Annotated in this window: 16 protein-coding genes and 1 tRNA gene; 6 read left to right on the top strand and 11 right to left on the bottom strand. The window is 43.4% G+C overall.

The window, feature by feature from the left end:
• Positions 1–83: 83 nt before the first annotated feature.
• Positions 84–1,928 (top strand): RNA polymerase sigma factor RpoD, encoded by a 1,845-nt coding sequence (gene rpoD, locus ABY044_RS01930; protein ID WP_373017728.1) that lies wholly within the window; start codon positions 84–86, stop codon positions 1,926–1,928.
• Positions 1,929–2,050: 122 nt separating this feature from the next.
• Positions 2,051–2,127: transfer RNA gene (locus ABY044_RS01935), tRNA-Ile, on the top strand.
• A 102-nt stretch (positions 2,128–2,229) separates the two neighbouring features.
• Here ABY044_RS01935 and ABY044_RS01940 read toward each other — a convergent pair.
• Positions 2,230–3,252, bottom strand: coding sequence for a tyrosine-type recombinase/integrase (locus tag ABY044_RS01940; RefSeq protein WP_373017586.1), 1,023 nt, complete (start codon positions 3,250–3,252; stop codon positions 2,230–2,232).
• Positions 3,162–3,479, bottom strand: coding sequence for a helix-turn-helix domain-containing protein (locus ABY044_RS01945; protein WP_373017588.1), 318 nt, complete (start codon positions 3,477–3,479; stop codon positions 3,162–3,164). Before ABY044_RS01945 ends, ABY044_RS01940 begins: the two co-directional genes overlap by 91 nt.
• A 330-nt stretch (positions 3,480–3,809) precedes the next feature.
• Between ABY044_RS01945 and ABY044_RS01950 the strand changes: the two genes are divergently transcribed.
• The gene (locus ABY044_RS01950; RefSeq protein ID WP_373017590.1) at positions 3,810–4,571 is read left to right on the top strand and encodes a hypothetical protein; all 762 of its coding nucleotides are present in this window, start codon (positions 3,810–3,812) and stop codon (positions 4,569–4,571) included.
• Positions 4,572–4,667: 96 nt separating this feature from the next.
• Here ABY044_RS01950 and ABY044_RS01955 read toward each other — a convergent pair whose 3' ends face one another.
• From ABY044_RS01955 to ABY044_RS01995, 9 genes are all read right to left on the bottom strand, one after another.
• Positions 4,668–5,228 carry a hypothetical protein gene (locus ABY044_RS01955; protein WP_373017592.1) on the bottom strand — a complete coding sequence of 187 codons (561 nt, stop codon included), beginning with the start codon at positions 5,226–5,228 and terminating at the stop codon, positions 4,668–4,670.
• Between the two features lie 648 nt (positions 5,229–5,876).
• On the bottom strand, positions 5,877–6,719 hold the full coding sequence (locus ABY044_RS01960) for a hypothetical protein (protein ID WP_373017594.1): 843 nt from the start codon (positions 6,717–6,719) through the stop codon (positions 5,877–5,879).
• A gap of 1,153 nt (positions 6,720–7,872) precedes the next feature.
• The gene (locus ABY044_RS01965) at positions 7,873–8,364 is read right to left on the bottom strand and encodes a hypothetical protein (RefSeq protein ID WP_373017596.1); all 492 of its coding nucleotides are present in this window, start codon (positions 8,362–8,364) and stop codon (positions 7,873–7,875) included.
• A gap of 200 nt (positions 8,365–8,564) precedes the next feature.
• Positions 8,565–10,109 (bottom strand): P-loop NTPase fold protein, encoded by a 1,545-nt coding sequence (locus ABY044_RS01970; RefSeq protein ID WP_373017598.1) that lies wholly within the window; start codon positions 10,107–10,109, stop codon positions 8,565–8,567.
• Positions 10,110–10,127: 18 nt separating this feature from the next.
• Complete coding sequence (locus tag ABY044_RS01975) at positions 10,128–10,457, bottom strand: DUF4145 domain-containing protein (RefSeq protein ID WP_373017600.1); 330 nt, start codon at positions 10,455–10,457, stop codon at positions 10,128–10,130.
• A 437-nt stretch (positions 10,458–10,894) separates the two neighbouring features.
• Positions 10,895–11,515: a hypothetical protein gene (locus ABY044_RS01980; RefSeq protein WP_373017602.1), complete on the bottom strand. Its 621-nt coding sequence runs from the start codon at positions 11,513–11,515 to the stop codon at positions 10,895–10,897.
• 392 nt (positions 11,516–11,907) lie between these two features.
• Positions 11,908–12,936, bottom strand: coding sequence for a formamidase (locus ABY044_RS01985; RefSeq protein ID WP_373017604.1), 1,029 nt, complete (start codon positions 12,934–12,936; stop codon positions 11,908–11,910).
• A gap of 80 nt (positions 12,937–13,016) precedes the next feature.
• Complete coding sequence (locus ABY044_RS01990; protein ID WP_373017606.1) at positions 13,017–14,030, bottom strand: alpha/beta fold hydrolase; 1,014 nt, start codon at positions 14,028–14,030, stop codon at positions 13,017–13,019.
• Between the two features lie 35 nt (positions 14,031–14,065).
• Positions 14,066–15,436: a cytosine permease gene (locus ABY044_RS01995; RefSeq protein ID WP_373017608.1), complete on the bottom strand. Its 1,371-nt coding sequence runs from the start codon at positions 15,434–15,436 to the stop codon at positions 14,066–14,068.
• A 502-nt stretch (positions 15,437–15,938) separates the two neighbouring features.
• On the opposite strand from ABY044_RS01995, the gene ABY044_RS02000 reads away from it, so the two are divergent.
• Genes ABY044_RS02000 through ABY044_RS02010 form a run of 3 tightly spaced genes read left to right on the top strand, consistent with a single transcriptional unit; the run spans position 15,939 to position 18,827 of the window.
• Entirely contained in the window at positions 15,939–16,724 is a 786-nt protein-coding gene (locus ABY044_RS02000) for an ABC transporter ATP-binding protein (RefSeq protein ID WP_373017610.1), read from the top strand.
• A gap of 37 nt (positions 16,725–16,761) precedes the next feature.
• Positions 16,762–18,012: an ABC transporter substrate-binding protein gene (locus ABY044_RS02005; RefSeq protein ID WP_373017612.1), complete on the top strand. Its 1,251-nt coding sequence runs from the start codon at positions 16,762–16,764 to the stop codon at positions 18,010–18,012.
• Positions 18,009–18,827: an ABC transporter permease gene (locus tag ABY044_RS02010; RefSeq protein WP_373017614.1), complete on the top strand. Its 819-nt coding sequence runs from the start codon at positions 18,009–18,011 to the stop codon at positions 18,825–18,827. Before ABY044_RS02005 ends, ABY044_RS02010 begins: the two co-directional genes overlap by 4 nt.
• Positions 18,828–18,909: the final 82 nt, after the last annotated feature.

The raw sequence follows: 18,909 nt of genomic DNA on the forward strand, positions 1-18,909 counted from the left end.
TGCAATTAAACTAAGACAATAGAATTTATAGATTTTTAAGTAAAACCAAAGAAAATTCAGTATAATAACGGGTTCCGTTTTTTCTGTGTGCGGCAAGTGTCAACGCGCACCGAGAGTTAGAGTCCAAAAGTATCGAGGCAGACATGACAAAAGTTGAAAGAAAGCAGCAGTTAATTGATTTGATCGAGCGTGCCAAGGAGTTAGGTTATCTAACTTATGCCGATGTAAACGATGTTTTGCCCGATGATATCGAAGAAGATCAGTTAGGGCAAGTCCTGACGATCTTGAAAGATTTCGGGATTCAACTGTTTGATACTGCGCCGGACGAAGACGAGTTATTGACTAAAGACGGTGAGATGTTCGACGATGCGGCTGCGGAAGCGGCGATTTCGGCCTTGGCGGAAGTGGATTCCGAATTCGGTCGTACGACTGACCCTGTACGTATGTACATGCGTGAAATGGGATCGGTCGAGCTACTGACCCGTCACGGAGAAATTGAAATCGCCAAGCGTATCGAATCCGGCATTCGTGAAATGTTGGACGCGTTGGCGACATACCCTATTTTTGCCGATCAGATTTTGCAGACATTCACGAAAATGGACGACGGTGAAGGTAAAGTTGCCGATGTCATCCAAGGTTTCGTACGTCCGGGTGATTTGGTGGACGTGCCTGTTGAAGAACTTTCTCCTGACAGCGATAACCAAGAGCCGAAAGAAGACGGTGTCGATCCGGAAGAGTTGGCTGAATTCTTGAAAGTGTTGGAGAAGTTGAATGCGGCGGCGCTTGAGGCCGAAGCTAAATTCGGTTTCGAAGACCCTAAAGCAGCGAAGAAAAGAGAAGCTGTGGTCGAACACCTGCAGACGGTTAAGATTACACCTGCATTCTCAAACCGTTTGATTAAGCAGATTAAGATGAAGATTGCCGGGATTCGCGAGCAAGAACGTATTATCGTCGATATGGTTATGCGTCAAATTAAAGTGCCTCGTCCTATTTTCCTGGAAACCTTTGTCGGTTCCGAAACCAATTACGAGATGATCGATCGTCTGATCGAAAAAACGCCGGAATTGACCGAGCAGCTGGAAATGGTTCGTTCTGACGTTAAGCGCGCTCAAAAGCGTTTGGCGATGATTTCTAAAGCAGAGAAGATGCCGATCGCCGTTTACAAATCTACTTATAAAGATTTGAGTAAGGCCGAAAACAAAGCGCGTATCGCTAAGCGTGAAATGATCGAAGCCAACTTGCGTTTGGTTATCTCGATTGCTAAAAAATACACCAACCGCGGTTTACAGTTCTTGGATTTAATCCAGGAAGGAAACATCGGTTTGATGAAAGCGGTTGATAAGTTCGAATACCGTCGTGGTTATAAGTTCTCGACTTATGCGACATGGTGGATTCGTCAGGCGATTACCCGTTCGATTGCCGATCAGGCGCGTACCATCCGTATTCCGGTACACATGATCGAGACCATCAATAAGCTAAACCGTATTCAGCGTCAGTTGCTTCAGAAGATGGGTCGTGAACCGACTCCGGAAGAGTTGGCCGAAGAGATGGAAATGCCGGAAGATAAGATTCGCAAGGTGATGAAAATCGCCAAAGAGCCTATCTCTATGGAAACACCGATCGGTGACGACGAAGATTCTTCATTGGGTGATTTCATCGAAGACTCTAACATCCTGTCTCCTCAGGATGCAGCAGATGCCGAAGGTATGAGTGAAACCGTTCGTGAAATGTTGAGTACTTTGACTCCGAGAGAAGCTAAGGTATTGCGTATGCGTTTCGGTTTGAGCATGAACACCGACCACACCTTGGAAGAAGTTGGTAAGCAGTTTGACGTGACTCGTGAACGTATCCGTCAGATCGAAGCCAAAGCGTTGCGTAAGTTGCGTCATCCAAGCCGTGCGGAACGTCTGAAAAGCTTCCTGGACTAATCCTGTCAGACCCGGTTCCGTCAATCTTGGGATCGGGTGATAAAATCATTTCATAATAAGGTGCTTGTCGCTATAATAAGCACCTCAAAATGAACAGCCCTGTTCATTTCGCTTCCCATTCGGGGCCCTTAGCTCAGTTGGTTAGAGCACTCGACTCATAATCGATAGGTCCACGGTTCAAGTCCGTGAGGGCCCACCACTTTAAAATCAATAACTTACGTTATCTTTCAAAGCGCGATTTTCAGGCTTTTTTTTCAAAATGTGCCATATTTGTGCCACAGATTTTAAAGAACGGTCTCAGTCATTCAACCGAGATGTTATTGGCATATTCCGCTAGGTGGTCTATGCCAAGGTGCGCATAACGCTTTACCATTTCTTGAGATTTCCAACCTCCCAATTCCTGAAGAATGTCTAATGGGGTTTTCTGTTGGCGATGAAAACTCGCAAATGTATGCCTGAGTTTATGCCAAGGCATAGGTTCAATACCGGCTCGAGAAAGTGCCTTTTTAAACGCCTTTGTGTTAGCACGTTTAATTGGGCGACCCCGGTAAGTGAATACATATTCAGGGTGTTTACCCATTTCTTCTTTCAAGATATCAATTGCTTGCTTACTGAGAGGAATAGATAGTGGGTCCCCGTTTTTCATCTTTATGTTGCCGAAAATAATCACTTTGGATTCCAATTGAACTTGTTCCCAGGTTAGACCTGTCATGTTGCTTTCGCGTAAACCTGTCAGGACGGAAAACAGCATCATCTGTTTTTGATGGTGCGGCATTTCATTTTTCAGCCTTTTAACTTGTTCATTGGTTAGCCAGGTCACTTCGGTTGGTTCCTCCTTTAGAGTGGGGACTTTTGGTTTACGGTCAATCCATTCCCATTCTTCGTATGCGAGTCTTAAAATGGCATTTAAGGTCCGAAGCATACGATTTACAGTACTATTCTTGACGGTTTCCCCCTTACCTTTGTTGGAACGAGGTTTCATCGCTTTGCGTTCGAAAGTGATTCTTGAAATCAATTCAGCATCAATTTCGTCCAGATAAACGTCCTCCAACCAAATATGTAAGTCACGCAGAACGATTTTTATCCCGTTTTCCCATTTCGTCCCCTCCTTGAGTTGAAGGTAGCGAACGACAGCTTCCCTCCAGGTATAACGTCGTTTAGGCTTTTCTCCGAGTTGGTACTCTCTCCACAGGCTATTTCTAAGCTTGGCGCAGAATTCCTGTGCCTCCCTTTTTACTTTAGTTTTAGTAGACTTTCGTACTCGTTGTCCGTTTGGGGCAACGAAGTCCGTATACCATGTTTGGCCTCTTTTCTTAATTGACATGTGTGCTTGTCCTTATCACTTGTGTCAACAGAGTTAGAAACCTGCCGCATAGTAGAATAATCCCCTTTAAGCCATTCACGCAAATATTCTTCAACGAATATCCACCGCTTTCCAGGTTTTCTTGCTGGAATTTCTCCTCGTTTAGCTTTGCGCATAAGGACGGTTTTATTCATTTGTAAGAAGGCAGCTGCCTCTTCGGACGTAAGAATTGTGAATGAATCTGACATGTTTGGTCACTCTGTTGATGTAACTAAGGGCATCCCTTTGATGCCCTTTGTTACGTCAGTGCGACGAAATTTTTTTTGGTGAACGTAATGTAGGGGATATCCCCATCTTGTTCCTTTTAAAACCGCCTAACTACAAACCTTTGAAAGGTATCAATCAGTTGTTTACATAATTATAAAAAAGTATAATTCAGCGCGTGTTTGGCACGCGTACCTGTCGCATTGGTAAAGAATGGAATATTCAGCCGACTTCCAAGTTAAGAGTAGTTCTTCATTAACTAGATACTTCAAGCGGCATGAAGTGAAAGTAAAATCTCATGGAGAAATATTCTTTTGTCAACGACATATCAAATACCTCATTTTTCTATCCTAGAAAAATTCAAACGAGACCTGACTCGAAAATCAAAGCAATTAAAGAAGTCTCAAAATATTCCGTATTCTTCAGCAAGAAAAATTACGTTAAATGAACTGGGATGGGAAGATGGTTACCAATTTCAGCAATGGTACAAAGCTCAATGCCGCCTCTATGAAAGTATTGAGAACTCGGAAGCCAGAAAAGCGCGGGTAATTAGTAGTAGTCAGTCTCTTGATGCTTCTACTGATTATTTCTTTTTTAAAAGCTTTTTAAAAATCTGTGATAAAACGAAGGGAATTACTCATAACAAACTTATGACTAATCTGTCTTCCTGGGTAGCAACGCATGCATTTGAAAATGCTGAAAATGCCTTTTATGAAATTAGGTCGACCCGTACTTTTTCGGAGAGAGGTTACAAACAATCTGTAGTGGATTGTTTTATAGATTCTGGAGAGGTTGTATATCTTCTCAATAATTATAATGACATTTTGAATTGGCTAATTAATTGGGGAGGGCACGCTGTAATCCCCGAAGATATTGTTCCTTCTGAAAAGATTGAGTCTGAAAATTGGTTGGGTTTGGTAAATTATCTTTTACATGATTTCGCCTGTAATGTGAATTATCTGGACGCTGTACAAGAGTATGAACTACCTCCAGGCATGGAGGTTTTAATGAAAGGGAATGTTTATGTTCGTAATGAAGATAGCTGGAATTTAGTGCTAGAGAGAAGTTGTCATTAACTAGCGCGAATAATTCAAAATAAGAGATTTCAGTTGTTGCTGCTTTTCAACAACTGAAGACACCTCAGATTTTCAATAGTAATCAAGAAAATTCGACTACGCGGCAGGTATGTAGTAAGAATATATTGCGAATACCAAAGATGTGACGCCTATCATCAGGCTAACAACAGACTGTCGTTTCAGTTTCAGGTTCTTTTTCACATTTTCATCATTAAGTTCTTGCAACTTAGACGCTAAAGGCTGAAGCATGTGGTCACTATCCTTTCCTATAAGTTCTCTAAGTCTTTCCAAGTGTAACCTAACATCAGAAGGCAACCCTTCAAAAGGTTCATCTCTCTCATAATCCTGGAAAATAGATTGGAGATATTCAACCTTTTCAAAAACGGGCTGGTTACTTGATAATTCTTCCTTAAAAGCCCACCTTAAAGCTAGTTGAACATCTTTAGAAGAAAGTGAGAATTCTTTAGACAGGACTTCTATTTGAGTTCTATCTAGATTAATTTTGCCAAAAAGCCTTGTTAACTCTTGAGCGAATTTTTTCCTTCTTTTTTCTAGCTTGATTCTCTCAATAATCGCCGGCATAAACCATATGAACATAGAGATTATAAGGACAACCTCTACAAATATAACCAGTGCTAAAAAATCTTTAAACGTCACTAGAATTACTCCTTACTTTGTCAATTCATCGAATTAATGTCAAAACACTAAATACTTTCTAATCTCGTTGTTAGCCATATTCAATGGCTTAAAAGTGTATGGAAAACTAGTTGGGGGTAAGGTTATCGATGTATAAATTCATAATGGTCATAAATGACTTTCAGTCTTAAGCTTTGTTGTGATGATTCGCTCGATTAATTCATCTGCCGTACATTTTCCATTAAGAATTTTTAGGACATTCTTAACCTCCGTTAATGTCAAAGAATGTCCTTCTAATCGAGCATTTGCAATGACAAACTCAAGGGCTCGTCGCTTATCCATTTTAGACGGTTTATGTTTAAACTTTATCATGGCAGTTGTACTGTTCGATTTGTCCAAGGACAGGATAAATGCTAATCTTGGAGAATACAAAAATTAAGGAAAGAAAATGGGACAAGGTTTGACAGCGAATCCCTCGGTTAATGAAATAATCGACAAGTTAAATCAAGGGAATAAGTTGGAAGGGAAGCCTTTAATAACCGAAGAAACAATCGAAACTGGCTTTAACAGTTACGCCCCCTCAGAGATTGAACAAGCATACCTGGCTCAAAAGCCGTCATTGCTTAAACTCTTTTCTCTGAGAGTTCAGTCCTATTTACGAAATTGAGCTTAACTTCCCAGTTTAGCCACAATATGATTTCCCTTTTCAAGTAAATAACCGAAGTAATCTTGGTTTGCAAACCTACCTCTTTCAGCCAATCTACCTTTCGATGAAATCTCAACTCCATGGGAGCTGAGATACTCAATTTCTTCTTCGTAAAGTCGCCACATTGATGCTGAATTTACATACCAATATGTCATAACATGAGCATTTGGATAGCGTTCATTAGCAATGTTACAGTTCATATCCGCTTTAATCAAAGCCTCCCTTCTATCCTTGCGGTTCTTGCTAGAGAACTCAAACTCCAGGAAAAAATAATCCTCTCCATCAATTAACAATGCATCAGGAATACGCATGAGTTCGATACGTCCTGCCTTGTGCATTTGGCGAATAAGTCGTTCAGTAAAGATGCGAGCATTCGGATAGTTTTTTAATATATTGATACATGTTTTTGAAATGCTCAGGCGATGAGTAGCGCTCACTCCTAAGCCCATTTTATTCTTATTGAATTGATATTCATCTTTCCATTTGGAGTCAAGATAATAAGTAAATGCTCTGGGTTTTAAAGCGTAAACAAACTTCTCTTTGGTGTACTGACTGGGGATTTTTTTAATCACCTTTTCATCGAGAAGAGACTTCACAATGCGGTAGAAACTTCCTTGGTTTCTATCATCCTGGTCAAGTAAAAGCATGATGGCTGGTTTGTCCAAAAAGCCGAAAAGAAAGAGAGCTTCGACCACTGTAGTTTTAGTCAATTGTCCGAGTAGCTGGTTGTCCTCAAAGCTTCTGTCGATGTTCTGCTTAAGCTCAATAAACGGTGTATAGCTTGGTATTCTGTTTTTGTGATTCATGTTGTCGGTTCCTCTTTTAAATACGAAAACCTGGGACTTCCCAGGGTGCGAAAAACTTTCTTTCGCTTTTCATTAAGGACGACAAAATTTTTTTTCACTAAAATAGCCGGCTGTACGGCTTGATGGTTACAGATAAAGGTCGTTTTCGGGCGCTTCGCCCCTCGCACTGGCTCTCCCAGACGAAAATAGGGCCATTCTTTCCCTGATTTCGATTTCACCCCTGAACAGAGTTATCGCACCCTGTACCACTCGCCTAGGCGGCAGCCATAGCCGAATTGCCTTGTTATGAGACAATCCAATTCGGCTTAACTTCGGGCCTTTTTATTCGCACGTTGGGTGCGAGCTAAAAACACCCTGCGCAGGCTCAAAACTGGACGTTTTGGCCTTAACCTTCGCTTTACTTCCTGGACGGAATCAAAGCTGCGCACTCTCACCGCTCTGAACGGCGGTAGAGTTTGCCCCAGGCCTCGGGTTTTCAACCCGAGTACACTCCAGAAAGGACTGTTCGGCTCGGTCGAATCTGGCGATTCAACCTTAAGCCCGTTTTCTTGCGAAAACAAACTAAGCCTCCATGTCTTTTGTAGCGTACTCGGCTTGACCGAGGCCTGGGCCGTCCCACGTTTCCATCACTTAGGGTGCTGTTCAACTCGTCCGCTCTGGGGAGCGGAGCAGGTGACTCTCCTCGACGTGAATCCGACTCTGGGGAGTGCGGGTTCACTCTCGCGACTGGGGTCGCTCGCTCGTCACAAACCGCATCTACTTCAGCTCCTTGGACATACGCTGATTGGATGCTCTCACAAAGCACTCGCTCCTGGACGTCTCGAGTACTTCGTTCACGACCGCTACGCGAAGCCAAAACGAGAATGGAAGATTCTTGTTTTGGAGTTCGCTTGCTCTCGATTAGGAATCTATTTCATCTGAAAATAGGCTCCGAATCTCACGCCGATTCAATGCATCAGGTAGAACCTGAAACAGGTACTTCTTCTTGGCATTTCACCATCATTATCTAAAGGAGGATAGATATAAGGTAGGACTGTTTTAAAGATTTAGTTAAAGAGCTCGCTCTCTTAACAACAAGCTTTGTAAAGACTAAGCCTTCTTTTGGTGATAATCATGGCGCATAACAAAGCTTGGTGCAATGAGTCAACTTGACTCACCCATTAGTCATTCTGACTTCCTTAAGCATGGCTAGCATTTGCTTAACAAAAACAAAGATACAAAAGAACAGTAATATTAAGTATGTAAAGCCAAGCTGTGTATTGTCTGAAAACTCCCCTAACAAAGGAAACATCTTAACGATGAAGTAATTCAGAGCAGGTATAATCAAGACAAATAAATAAGCCCATATGAGTGTGCCAATACTAAGAATATTGCGATTAATTGCCGCAGGATTTTGGGTGAATGCAATATATAATGAACGCGGACTTACAGCAGCAAGACCAGCAAGAATTATTAATAACACGGATAACCCAAAGCTCAGTACAGCAAGCTTTAATTCACCTAGTTCTATCAATAGTTCTTTATCCAGGTAAGCCAAAGCCATTAGTCCAGGAGAAAGAAAGAAAAAAGCCACAAATATTATTTGCAGCAACGTAGAAGTACCGATTTTATCTCTGAGAAGTTCATTCAAATCTAATTTAATCATTGTTAGTTTTACCTCTGATTCTGTCTAACTAATAAAATCAGCCGCGTCGCTTTTTGGCATCGGCTGGAGTACGTTGTGAACGTGTTTATTACTTTGTTCATGCCTACATTGTAGCCAGAGCTGCGCATTTCTTGCCAAGGTTAATTTCCAGTCTCGATTTCTCTCTTTATGAGTTTTAGCGCTGTCGGAACTCATTTATTTTAAGCATCAAATAAGTTCGCCAGCTCAACCAAGTTGATATATTCCTCTAAGCTTAAATGAGAGTAGCCATCTTTGTTCGTATCAATAGTACTGCGCATCAAATCAGAAGTATCTGTATTTTGAGCGCTTGGTACTTGATTCAGAGAGTCTTGGGGCCTGATTGGTTGACCAATGAGTTGACCATATCTGTATCGAATGTAATGAGATGCTAATATTTCTCTTCCACCAGGTGCAGTTGAAGGTTGAGAAGGAAAGGTAATTTCAAAAGAGCCTATGCCAGCATCCAAGTGAAAATAAAATTTGATGTTGAAACTGTCAATATGATGTTGTTCATACTCAGGGTGGTACTGTCTAAAATCGCTAACACTTCGGACAAATACCCGGTTTCTGTTTTTTATCGAAATATAAAAGTTATAGTCTCTCTCTTTCCAACATAGAAATGCTACAGTCAATATCAGGTCAATCGACTTTTTATGAGGTGATTGGGTTACTTGATTGAGTATGGAGAAGAGTTGGTCAAAAATGCGTTCCGAAGTTCTTAGGTCTAAGTTGTAGTGTTTTAGAAAGTTCCCTATTGTTGCCATTATATCGTCTGGGTCTAGGTAGTAAGGCATGACAGACCATTGATGCTCTTTTATTAGTGTGACCAAATGCTTGCTCTGGGGAAGGGTCTTGATGAATGAAATGTGGTCAGGTACAGGTAAGGATAGATGGCGATTGAAGAAGCGGCCTAAGTAGGTTTCGGCATCGAATTCATTTCCGTAGACAACTTTTATCGAGTGTTGAAGTTGTTGGGTATCCGTGGCAATCACAAATACCACTTTCTTCATACAGAACAGGTGTTTGATTGTTTCCAGCATTTCTATTGCATAGGTCGGTCGACACCTGTCTAGTTCGTCGATGAATATAAAAGCTGGTGCGTTTAGCTCACCTGTATTCGTGGCATTATCGACCCATTGAGAGATGGTCTTTTGAAAACTGTCTATCGATTTCGCTTTTTGGTTATGGTTATTAATGATTGCTTCGGTTAGTTTTTTTGCCGCTTCGGCCGTTACGCTCCCCACTTCATCGTCTTCACCTGGCTCTTTCTCTCCAGTTGAGGCTTCAAGGACTTCATCAGTATCAATTCCCGATGCTTTTTTTACTAAAGATTTGGCAATGATTGGAGCTACGGCTTTGAATAGGTTTATTACGTTTCGGGATGAATCTCTTATCATTGCATCGGTGTTGTTTCCTGACTGTTTTTCTAATTGATTAATGATTGCACCAACAGTGGTTAACAGTGGGTCATCTGAAAAGTCATGTTTCCAAGCATCAATGTAAACGACGGGGTGTTCAGTTTTGAGTTCATTAAGCCAACGCCGTAGAAAATAAGTTTTTCCTGCGCCCCATTCAGCATTCAAGTTGAGAACGTAGTTTCTGTACTCCCCTTCGCCAACTAGATGGTTTGTTAAGAATACGGCATATTTTGCTCGGTCGAGTATGTCCGCCGAGTAAATTTCGCCTTCAATGTTAGCTTCTTCTTTCCAATTAAAATTGGCCATGTCGTTTCCGTTTATCTGTTATTTGTTTTGGTGTCGTTGTCGTTGTCGCTCTTGGGCGAATTCAATTCTTTTGGGTTCGGTGTAGAGTCTCTCCAGAAGGATGAATGTAAAATCCAAAATGTCTTCGGCATCTTCAGTGGTTAGGATTCCCTCGTGTGCACCATCATTGCCGTCATCTTTAATGCAGTTAGATAGTTCCTTTAAGGATTCGGGGAGTATGTTATTGTCAAATAACCAAGGCAATCTGAGCCCTAAGTTTCTTCGAACTCTATTATTTAGCCCTGTTGTTTCATCATTATCGGATGGAAGGAGCTCTTTAGTTGCAAGGTCTAAACAGAGTCTGAACATCGTTGATGCTGCATTGTTACAGCCAATCGAAAGACATGAAGCACCTTCTTCAAAAATGTCATGAATGTTTTTTGGTAAATGCTCGGGGGGGTAACCTTTTTTCGCCGTCTAGGATGTTTACGATATGTTCTACGTCTACGATTTTATTGGCAGAAAAAGTTAAAGTATTTAGTCCATTATTAATCACTCTTTCATATCCAGCATCAGGAGACTTTTGTGAGACGAAAAACATAGTTGGTCTCATGCAGTTCCTACAGGAACAAAAAACCTCGAAGCAGTTTTGCCAGTTGTTTTTCTTCTCTATAAAAACTTGGTCGAGTAAATCAAAGGTTATTTGTTTTGCATTGCATCTGGGACAATCTGCGACTAACTCTGACACTTTTCTTCTCTCCTGATAATTAGGTGGTCATAAGGTGCGTATTTTGAAAATGATTTTCTTATGAGGATATGTATTCGAATAAATTTGATAGATATAAAAACAGTATTGAAAGGTTCTGTGCAAACCACTTTAGAGAGTCACCTATTCCAAATATGGCTTCCCAAACGGTAATAGCGGTGAGTATCAGTATATAGTGATTAGTCCTAGACTGTAGGGTGGCTAGCTTACCTTCAACGTAGATAATTTCTCCCCATTCATTTGTCCCGTATTTCTCGTCTGTACCGTGGTATGGGTCGAATTGGTGGGTCACGATGTCTTGATTTGTAGCTGCTGGGGATAATTTCATTGAATACCAATAGCCGCCGTCCAACGCAAATGTTATTCCATCAAGAAACACTTCTTCAGTTTGATTGGGGTTTAAAGAGGGGAGTGTTATGTTCTTACGGATTGTATTGTTTGATTGAGACGCTCGATGTTCAAAGTTTGAGAAAGTCAGTTTGGCCCCAGTGAATACATGGTTGGATATGTTCTTTATCTTGATGTACAGGTCTAAAGGTTGGCCTTGTATGGGGAGAGTTGGATTTCGTTTAAAACTTTTTGAAAGTCTTGGTTTGAAAACCAATTCTATCCTTATTTCAACGCTTTCTTTTGTTTGAGAAGTAGGGTTGGAGTCGCCCATCCTGTTGTCCTTGAAGAATTTTTAATGAGACTTGATATTAATACTTGCTTATTTTTGAGTCAATTGAATGTGAACGTTGGTGCAGGATATCAAGAAGTAGTTGTATAGGGTGTTGAAGTTCCGGAAACCAAATTGTGCCATATTTGTGGCGTTGCTGAAGTATTGCGTAGTATATTGCGGTACATTTATGTCACATTTCGAAAGCGGCAGGTTTGTAACTTGTTGAAATTTAAATAAATTAATTTTTAGAACAATGCCCTCATAATCGATAGGTCCACGGTTCAAGTCCGTGAGGGCCCACCATTCATTTCGCATAGATTCAAGCTTTCAGGTTTTATCCCTTTTACTCGTCAGCAAAATAAACGCGGGCCTTGGCTGTTCGATTAGCCGTTTTAGAGTGACAGGTAGCTGGCCGCTTCTTTGTCATCTATTGGTTCGTAGGTTCTTTCCGGTGCCGGGAATCCACAGCTTGTACCGTCTTTGACGCGAACGGATTCTTCCCATGGCAACTTGTATTTGCCTTCGGCCAAGTCGGTCATATAGGTGTAAGGACAATCCATTGCACCACCTTTAACAGCTACGTATCCACGGTGTCCGAATTGATAGATGTTGTTTTCGACGCCCCAGGTAATTCGGGCTTCGTCTACCAGGTCGGGACGCACTTCAGCGGTGATGATTTCATCCGGAATTCCGTTGCCTTCGACAATTGGCGTGCCGTCGAAATTGACGATCATGCCTTCGCCCATCGAGTTGAATGTGCCGTCGGTTCCTGCAAGACAGACGTTGGCTGTGACCATCAGGTTGCAAAACGAGTTGGCCTGGTTGGTGATTTTCCAGCTGTGTCTGATCGGTGCGGTGTAACCTGCGGTACGCAGCATGATGTTGGCACCTTTATAAGCGCATTCTCTGGCCATTTCAGGGAACATGCCGTCATGACAGATAATCAGGGCCAGTTTCGAGCCGTTAGGGCCGTCACAGACCGGGATTCCTAGGTTGCCCGGTTCCCAAGGCTCGACCGGAACCCAAGGGTGCAGTTTGCGGTAGAACAGTTTGATGTCACCGTTGTCGTCGATGATGATTCCGGTGTTGTAAGGGTAGCCGTTCGGGTTGTATTCCATGATCGAGAAACATCCCCATATGTGGTTTTCTCGACATGCATTCCGGAACGCTTGCACTTCCGGTCCGTCGCGATGGCACATGATTTCATCGCTGGTGTCCATTGACAGTCCGTGCAGGCAGTATTCTGGAAATACGACCAGATCCATGGTCGGCATCTGGTTTCTAGCTTTTTTGACAAGATTACAGACGTTTTGAGTTTCTTGTGCAAGATCTTCGGGTGTTTTGACGTTGGGCAGTTGTTTTTGAACCAGTCCGATAACAACACCTTTGTCAGATTTATTAAGGCCTCCGAGTCCACTCATTGTTTACTCTCCTTATCGAAATTTTAAATTGTATTTTGTAGGGGGGAAGAGCGGTCGAACGACCGCTCGAGATGACGAGATTAGCTCGCTAAAAGTTCTTTTAGGGCATCGTCAATGAATGTGACATCAACCGGGTTTAGCCCAGGGCCGCCTGCGAAATGTCCCCAGATGGAAGGAATCGGGCGGAACTCGGCATTTGGCATTTTGCTGACTTCGTACTCGTTGTCTTCCGGTGGGAAGTAAAGGTCGGTTGCACCCGGCATGACGATCGCTTTGGCCGTGATCGATCCAAGCGCTTTTTCGAAATCGCCGTTATAGATCGGGTTGGCACTGATGTCGCCGTACTGCCAAGTCCATAGCATTGCCAGAAGGTTGTTGGCATCGCGATCCAGGAAGAAGCCTTCCCAGAAAGCAACCAGAAAGTCTTCAAGTGAAGAGTATCCTAGTTCTTTAAACAGCTCTTCTCTGTAGAAAGGTTGTGAGAAGCCCCAGCCTGCGTAAACGCGAGCCATGGCTCTTAGGCCTTTTGTAGGCGGTGTTTTGTACCAGCCGTGTTCAAAAGCGGCGTCTGCAGTCAAGGCAGCCTTAACCCCTTCCAGGAATACGAAGTTGTGGACGGAGGTTTTAGCGGAACCGCAGAAAGGTGCGATACGCTCAACCATGTCAGGGTATTGCGCTCCCCACTGGTAAGTCTGCTGTGCACCCATTGACCAACCTGCAACCAAAGCGATCTTTTCGATTCCGAACTCTTCCGTTACCAGTTTGTGCTGAGCGGTGACGTTATCGAAAAGTGTCGTTCCCGGAAAGCGAGCCTGGTCATAAGGTGCCGGCGTATTGCTTGGCGATGAAGAAAGACCGTTACCCAGCATGTTTGGAATGATGATGAAGTATTTGTCAGGGTCCATGGCCATACCAGGGCCGACAAGCCATTCATTGTCATAGTGTTGTCCCGAGTACCAAGTTGGGTAAACGATCACGTTGTCTTTTGCTTCGTTTAGCGTACCGAACGTTTTATAAGCTAATTTAGCGTCACGTAGCGTTGCGCCACCTTGGGTGACAAAGTCACCCAGTTCGAAAAATTTATAGTCACTCACGATGTCTATATCTCCATTGTTTGTTGATTAAATTCTTATTTGGCGGCAGGTGCTGCTGCTTTATCGCTGCTGGTAGACATGATTGCCCAGTAAGCCAAACCACCGATGACCGCTGAAGAAACCGCTGTTGATAATCCAGGGAAAGATTTTTCAACGATGAACGCGGCTACAGAACCGATAGCCCAAGCGATGAACGCTTTTGGACGCCAGTCTGTGTCGATTTCAGAGTCTTTTCTCAATAGGTATTGGTCGATCAGGATGATGGCACCGATAGGAGGAACGATAATTCCAAGCAGGCTTAGCCATTCGATGAAGAAAGCCCAAACGTTGGTTGTGGCGATGACGATACCAATCGCACCAAGAATGACGGCAAGAAGACGCATGTGGCTTCCTAGGATACGTGACCAACCGGTTGCAGCGTTATACAAGCAGTGCGAACAGACCGAACCAAGGTTAAGCAGTAAGAAGACAAAAGCGACCACAGCCAACCAACCGACGTTTTGAGCAATCATGTAACCGAACATGTTGTCGGCACCGAATGGGTTTGCATCCGGAACGGCTAGGGCGGCTGTCATGACGCCACCAACCAGCATGGCGATCATGTTGGCGAACGGGAAGGCGCTGAATGTAGCGACTAATGAACTTTTAGAGTCTTTTGCCCAACGGTTGAAGTCACCGGTCACCGTACCTGCGTCGATGAATAGTGCGATTACCATGGTAAGGCCGATACCGAAGGCCATTGGTACTTCAGGGTTGTTTCCAGGGTAAGCTGCGATTTGCGCCCAGGTAGTTGTGCTGGCAGCGTCAAATGCAACCCATAGACCAAGGATGACGAACAATGGGGCGGAAATCATACCGATCCAGTGCAGTCCTCGAACACCCATGAAGGTAATTGCGATATATAAGATACCGGCGATGATCGCCATCATCGTATAGTTGATCTGGAAGGCGCTGTTTATCAATGCGCCGGTAATCCCGGTTTGTACGGCAAACCATCCCAGTAACAGGGTGGCTAACAATCCCGAGGCGAAAACATATCCTTTGCGCCCGAAGACGATACTGGCGATAAGTGCAAAGTTATACCCTTTTTTGGTTCCAAGCAGTCCTAAACCACCGACATAGGCAAACATCAACAAGTTACCGATAATCATCGCCCATAAGGCATCTACAAATCCCATTCCCATTACAAGTAATGAACCTGTCATTGCACCTGTGATGATCATTGGGAAGCCGATCCATACCATGCTTACCGAGAACATGCTTCGTCTTGCTTTTGCAGGAACGGCACAGTGTTCGTATTCCTCACCGAGGACGTGATCCACTTCCTCTTCGATATGCTCTATGGCCTCTTCATATTCATCAAGTTTTGACGGCTTTCCCGTCATTTTTTGCTCCAAACCGGACATGGCTGGACCTCCTTTTAAGTTGGCTTTGTTAAGTCTTGAAATAAAAAAAGAAAAAATGTTTTGGTTGGTAAACAGTGCGCAACTGTTTGGTGAGAAGGGAGATTAACGGCTTTGTAGATTAGCCTTCTCTGAGGTGCATATAAGCATTATTCATTCCAAGAATAAATATTTACGGTAATTCAACAGTTGCGGTATTTTGCGACTAATTAAGCAATCAATAATGTTTTTTGTTGGTGCTTTATTTGTAATTTTTGGTGCTTTGGGTCAGGTTGTGAAAGGAGGGTTTTTAGGATTGAATTTGTTAGTTTTTTCGTCAACTTTGTTAATAAATGTAATCTTTTGTAGCTATTTGTTGTCTTTTGTTGGTGCAGGGACGCTGTTTGTTTGTGCTGAAATAGGTATGAATTGTCCGGTTTTTACTTAACCTGTTGAAAACTAAGGTTAAATGTTATGTGGCCATTTTGGTGCTATGAGTTTGATGAAGAATATATCAGGAGTGATTATGACCTCGTCAAGCATCTGGATTTCAGATCTAACCCATTATTATAACAAGAAGCAGACTAAGCCGACATTGGACAATATCAATCTAATGATTCCAAAAGGACAGCTAACTGCTTTGATTGGCCGAAGCGGCTGCGGTAAATCAACATTATTACAAATGATTGCGGGGCTTTTGATGCCGTCAGAAGGCGCTGTGCGAATTAATGCACAAACCGTAATCAAGCCGAGTGCAAAGTGGAACATGATGTTTCAGAAACCATCCTTGTATCCATGGATGACGGTACGTGAAAACGCCGCTTTAGGGTTGGTGTTCGCAGGTACTTATAAAGAGAAAGCGGATCGTGTCGAAGATTTGTTGGATATGGTCGGATTGGCCGAGCATAAAGATAAAAACGTTCAACAATTGTCAGGTGGTCAGCAGCAGAGGGTTGCATTGGCGCGTTCTTTGGCAACGGAGCCGGAAGTATTGCTTTTGGATGAACCTTTCTCGGCGTTGGATGCATTTACGCGTGTTGCCCTACAGACTGAGGTGGCGCAGATTTGTCACGAACAGAACATTACGATGGTATTGGTTACTCATGACATTGAGGAATCGATCGCAATGGCTGACAAAGTCGTGATTATGAGTCATAACCCGGGACAGATTGTCGGTTCAATGGATGTGCCTCTTGATTATCCGCGTGATCGTAATGCGCCGGAATTTATGGAGCTAAAAGATAAGTTGTTCAATGAGTTTGAACAGATCGATTTAGCCAAGCAGAAAGAATTGGAATTGCAAGTTTCTTAGGATTTATAAATTAACATTCCCGACAAGGAGAGCCACCATGTGTCAATACTGTACTGATGACGAATTATCAAAATTGGACTATAAGTTTAATCCGCAAAAAGGGCGCCGAGAATTTATTCTTGATAGCCTTGCAACAGCCGGGGGATTGACGGCAGCGATGAGTTTGCCGATGGATGCCTTGGCGAATATGGAAATGCCGGACGACGAAGTCGTACGAATCGGTTACCTGCCGATTACGGATGCGAGTGCCTTGTTGGTGGCGCATGCAATGGGCTTCTTTGAAGACGAAGGACTAAAGGTTGAAAAGCCGACTTTGATTCGCGGTTGGTCTCCTTTGATCGAAGGGTTTGCCGCTAAGAAGTTTAACTTGGTGCATTTCCTGAAGCCGATTCCGGTTTGGATGCGATATAACAACAAATTCCCGGTAAAAATTACAGGTTGGGCACATACCAACGGTTCAGGATTGGTTGTCGGTAAACACACCGGTGTAGAAAAATTCGAAGATCTAGGTGGTAAGCAGATCGCCGTGCCTTACTGGTATTCAATGCATAACATCGTGTTGCAAATGGCGCTTAAGAATGCCGGTTTAGAACCTGTTATTCAAGACCAGACCGATGAACTTAAACCGAATCAGGTTAACTTGCAGATCATGCCTCCACCGGATATGCCGCCTGCATTGGCAGCGAAAAAGATTGATGCGTTCATCGTTGCAGAACCGTTTAACGCAGCAGGTGAAGTTTTAGCCGGTGCGAAGATGTTGCGCTTTACCGGTGACGTTTGGAAGAACCACCCATGTTGTGTTGTGTGTATGCATGACGAGCACGTAGACAAGAAGAAAGAGTGGTCTCAAAAAGTAATGAATGCGGTTGTTCGCGGTGCTTTGTATGCACAAGAGAACAAAGAAGAAGTGGCGAAAATGCTTTCTCGTGAAGGTAAGCGTTACTTACCGATGAAAGCGAAAGTGGTCTTGAAAGCGATGACGGATTATGCGCCTTCGCATTATGCGGAACCGGACGCGATCAAGCATGAAGATTGGGGTGTGGGACGAATCGATTTCAACCCTTATCCATATCCTTCAGCCACTAAGTTCATTATTGACGAACTTAAGAATACGTTGGTTGCGGGTGACAAGACCTTCCTTAACGATTTGGATACGGACTTTGTCGTCAACGACTTGGTGAATTACGATTATGTTAAAAACGCGATGGATAAGTTTGGTGTTTGGGATAAAGTTCCCGGCGTAAATCCAGCGAATCCAACGGAGCGTGAAGAGGTGTTTGTATTATGAGTGTAGTGTCAGACTCGTTGGGCCAACTATCGGTTGGCTTTAAAAAATTACCGCCTTGGTTGCAGGGATTTGTTAATGCAGTAATAGGGATGGGGATTCTCCTGTTCCTATGGTGGATTGGTGGTGTTTTGATCGAGTCAAACCCCGACACGGAAGCGTTTGCCGCTTTCGCGCCGGCTCCGGCCTTAACAGCCTTATGGGAATTAATTGGTTCGAACTATTTGTGGGAGACCATCTATTCCAGTTTGTATCGAATCCTGATCGGACTTTTCTGGGGGATTCTAATCGGTGTACCGGTGGGTATTCTGGTTGGGTATTTCTTACCGGTTCGTCAGGTTGCCAATATGCCGTTCCAGTTTTTACGAATGATCAGTCCGTTGGCTTGGATGCCGATTGCGGTACTGGCTTTTGAAACCTGGGATGCTGCGATTATCTTCTTGTTGGTCATGGCGACGGTATGGCCGATTGTTTTCGGTACGGCGCACGGTGTGCAACGTATTGACCCTAACTGGTTCCGAGTGGCTCGTAACCTTGGGGCCGACGGTTATCAAATGCTGAGACGCGTGATTATGCCGGCGATTGCTCAGGATGTATTTGCGGGTATTCGTTTGGCGGTTGGTGTTGCTTGGGTTGTCTTGGTTCCTGCCGAGTACCTTGGGGTAACGTCCGGCTTAGGTTATGCGATCAACGATGCAAGGGATACGTTGGATTATGATACCTTGGCTGCTATGGTTGTCGTGATCGGGGCGATCGGGTTCTTACTGGATTTCATCGCTGTGAAATTGATCAAACGTTATTCATGGCATGTTGAATAAATGATGTTTTAAGAGACGGTTGCAGGGTTTCCCGCAACCGTTTTTTCCGTTGCTAAGACGTTAAAATTTCTATCGATAGCAA

It is taken from the genome of Thiomicrorhabdus sp. (genome assembly GCF_041583835.1).
In the GTDB taxonomy this organism is placed as follows: Bacteria; Pseudomonadota; Gammaproteobacteria; order Thiomicrospirales; family Thiomicrospiraceae; genus Thiomicrorhabdus.

Bases quoted from the DNA above. Each gene is read 5' to 3' on its own strand.
- ABY044_RS01940 (WP_373017586.1), bottom strand. From the start codon at position 3,252: ATGTCAATTAAGAAAAGAGGCCAAACATGGTATACGGACTTCGTTGCC.
- ABY044_RS01975 (WP_373017600.1), bottom strand. From the start codon at position 10,457: ATGTTCAGACTCTGTTTAGACCTTGCAACTAAAGAGCTCCTTCCATCC.
- ABY044_RS01995 (WP_373017608.1), bottom strand. From the start codon at position 15,436: ATGTCCGGTTTGGAGCAAAAAATGACGGGAAAGCCGTCAAAACTTGAT.
- ABY044_RS02005 (WP_373017612.1), top strand. From the start codon at position 16,762: ATGTGTCAATACTGTACTGATGACGAATTATCAAAATTGGACTATAAG.
- ABY044_RS01960 (WP_373017594.1), bottom strand. From the start codon at position 6,719: ATGAATCACAAAAACAGAATACCAAGCTATACACCGTTTATTGAGCTT.
- ABY044_RS01965 (WP_373017596.1), bottom strand. From the start codon at position 8,364: ATGATTAAATTAGATTTGAATGAACTTCTCAGAGATAAAATCGGTACT.
- ABY044_RS01985 (WP_373017604.1), bottom strand. From the start codon at position 12,936: ATGAGTGGACTCGGAGGCCTTAATAAATCTGACAAAGGTGTTGTTATC.
- ABY044_RS01945 (WP_373017588.1), bottom strand. From the start codon at position 3,479: ATGTCAGATTCATTCACAATTCTTACGTCCGAAGAGGCAGCTGCCTTC.
- ABY044_RS02000 (WP_373017610.1), top strand. From the start codon at position 15,939: ATGACCTCGTCAAGCATCTGGATTTCAGATCTAACCCATTATTATAAC.
- ABY044_RS02010 (WP_373017614.1), top strand. From the start codon at position 18,009: ATGAGTGTAGTGTCAGACTCGTTGGGCCAACTATCGGTTGGCTTTAAA.
- ABY044_RS01980 (WP_373017602.1), bottom strand. From the start codon at position 11,515: ATGGGCGACTCCAACCCTACTTCTCAAACAAAAGAAAGCGTTGAAATA.
- ABY044_RS01970 (WP_373017598.1), bottom strand. From the start codon at position 10,109: ATGGCCAATTTTAATTGGAAAGAAGAAGCTAACATTGAAGGCGAAATT.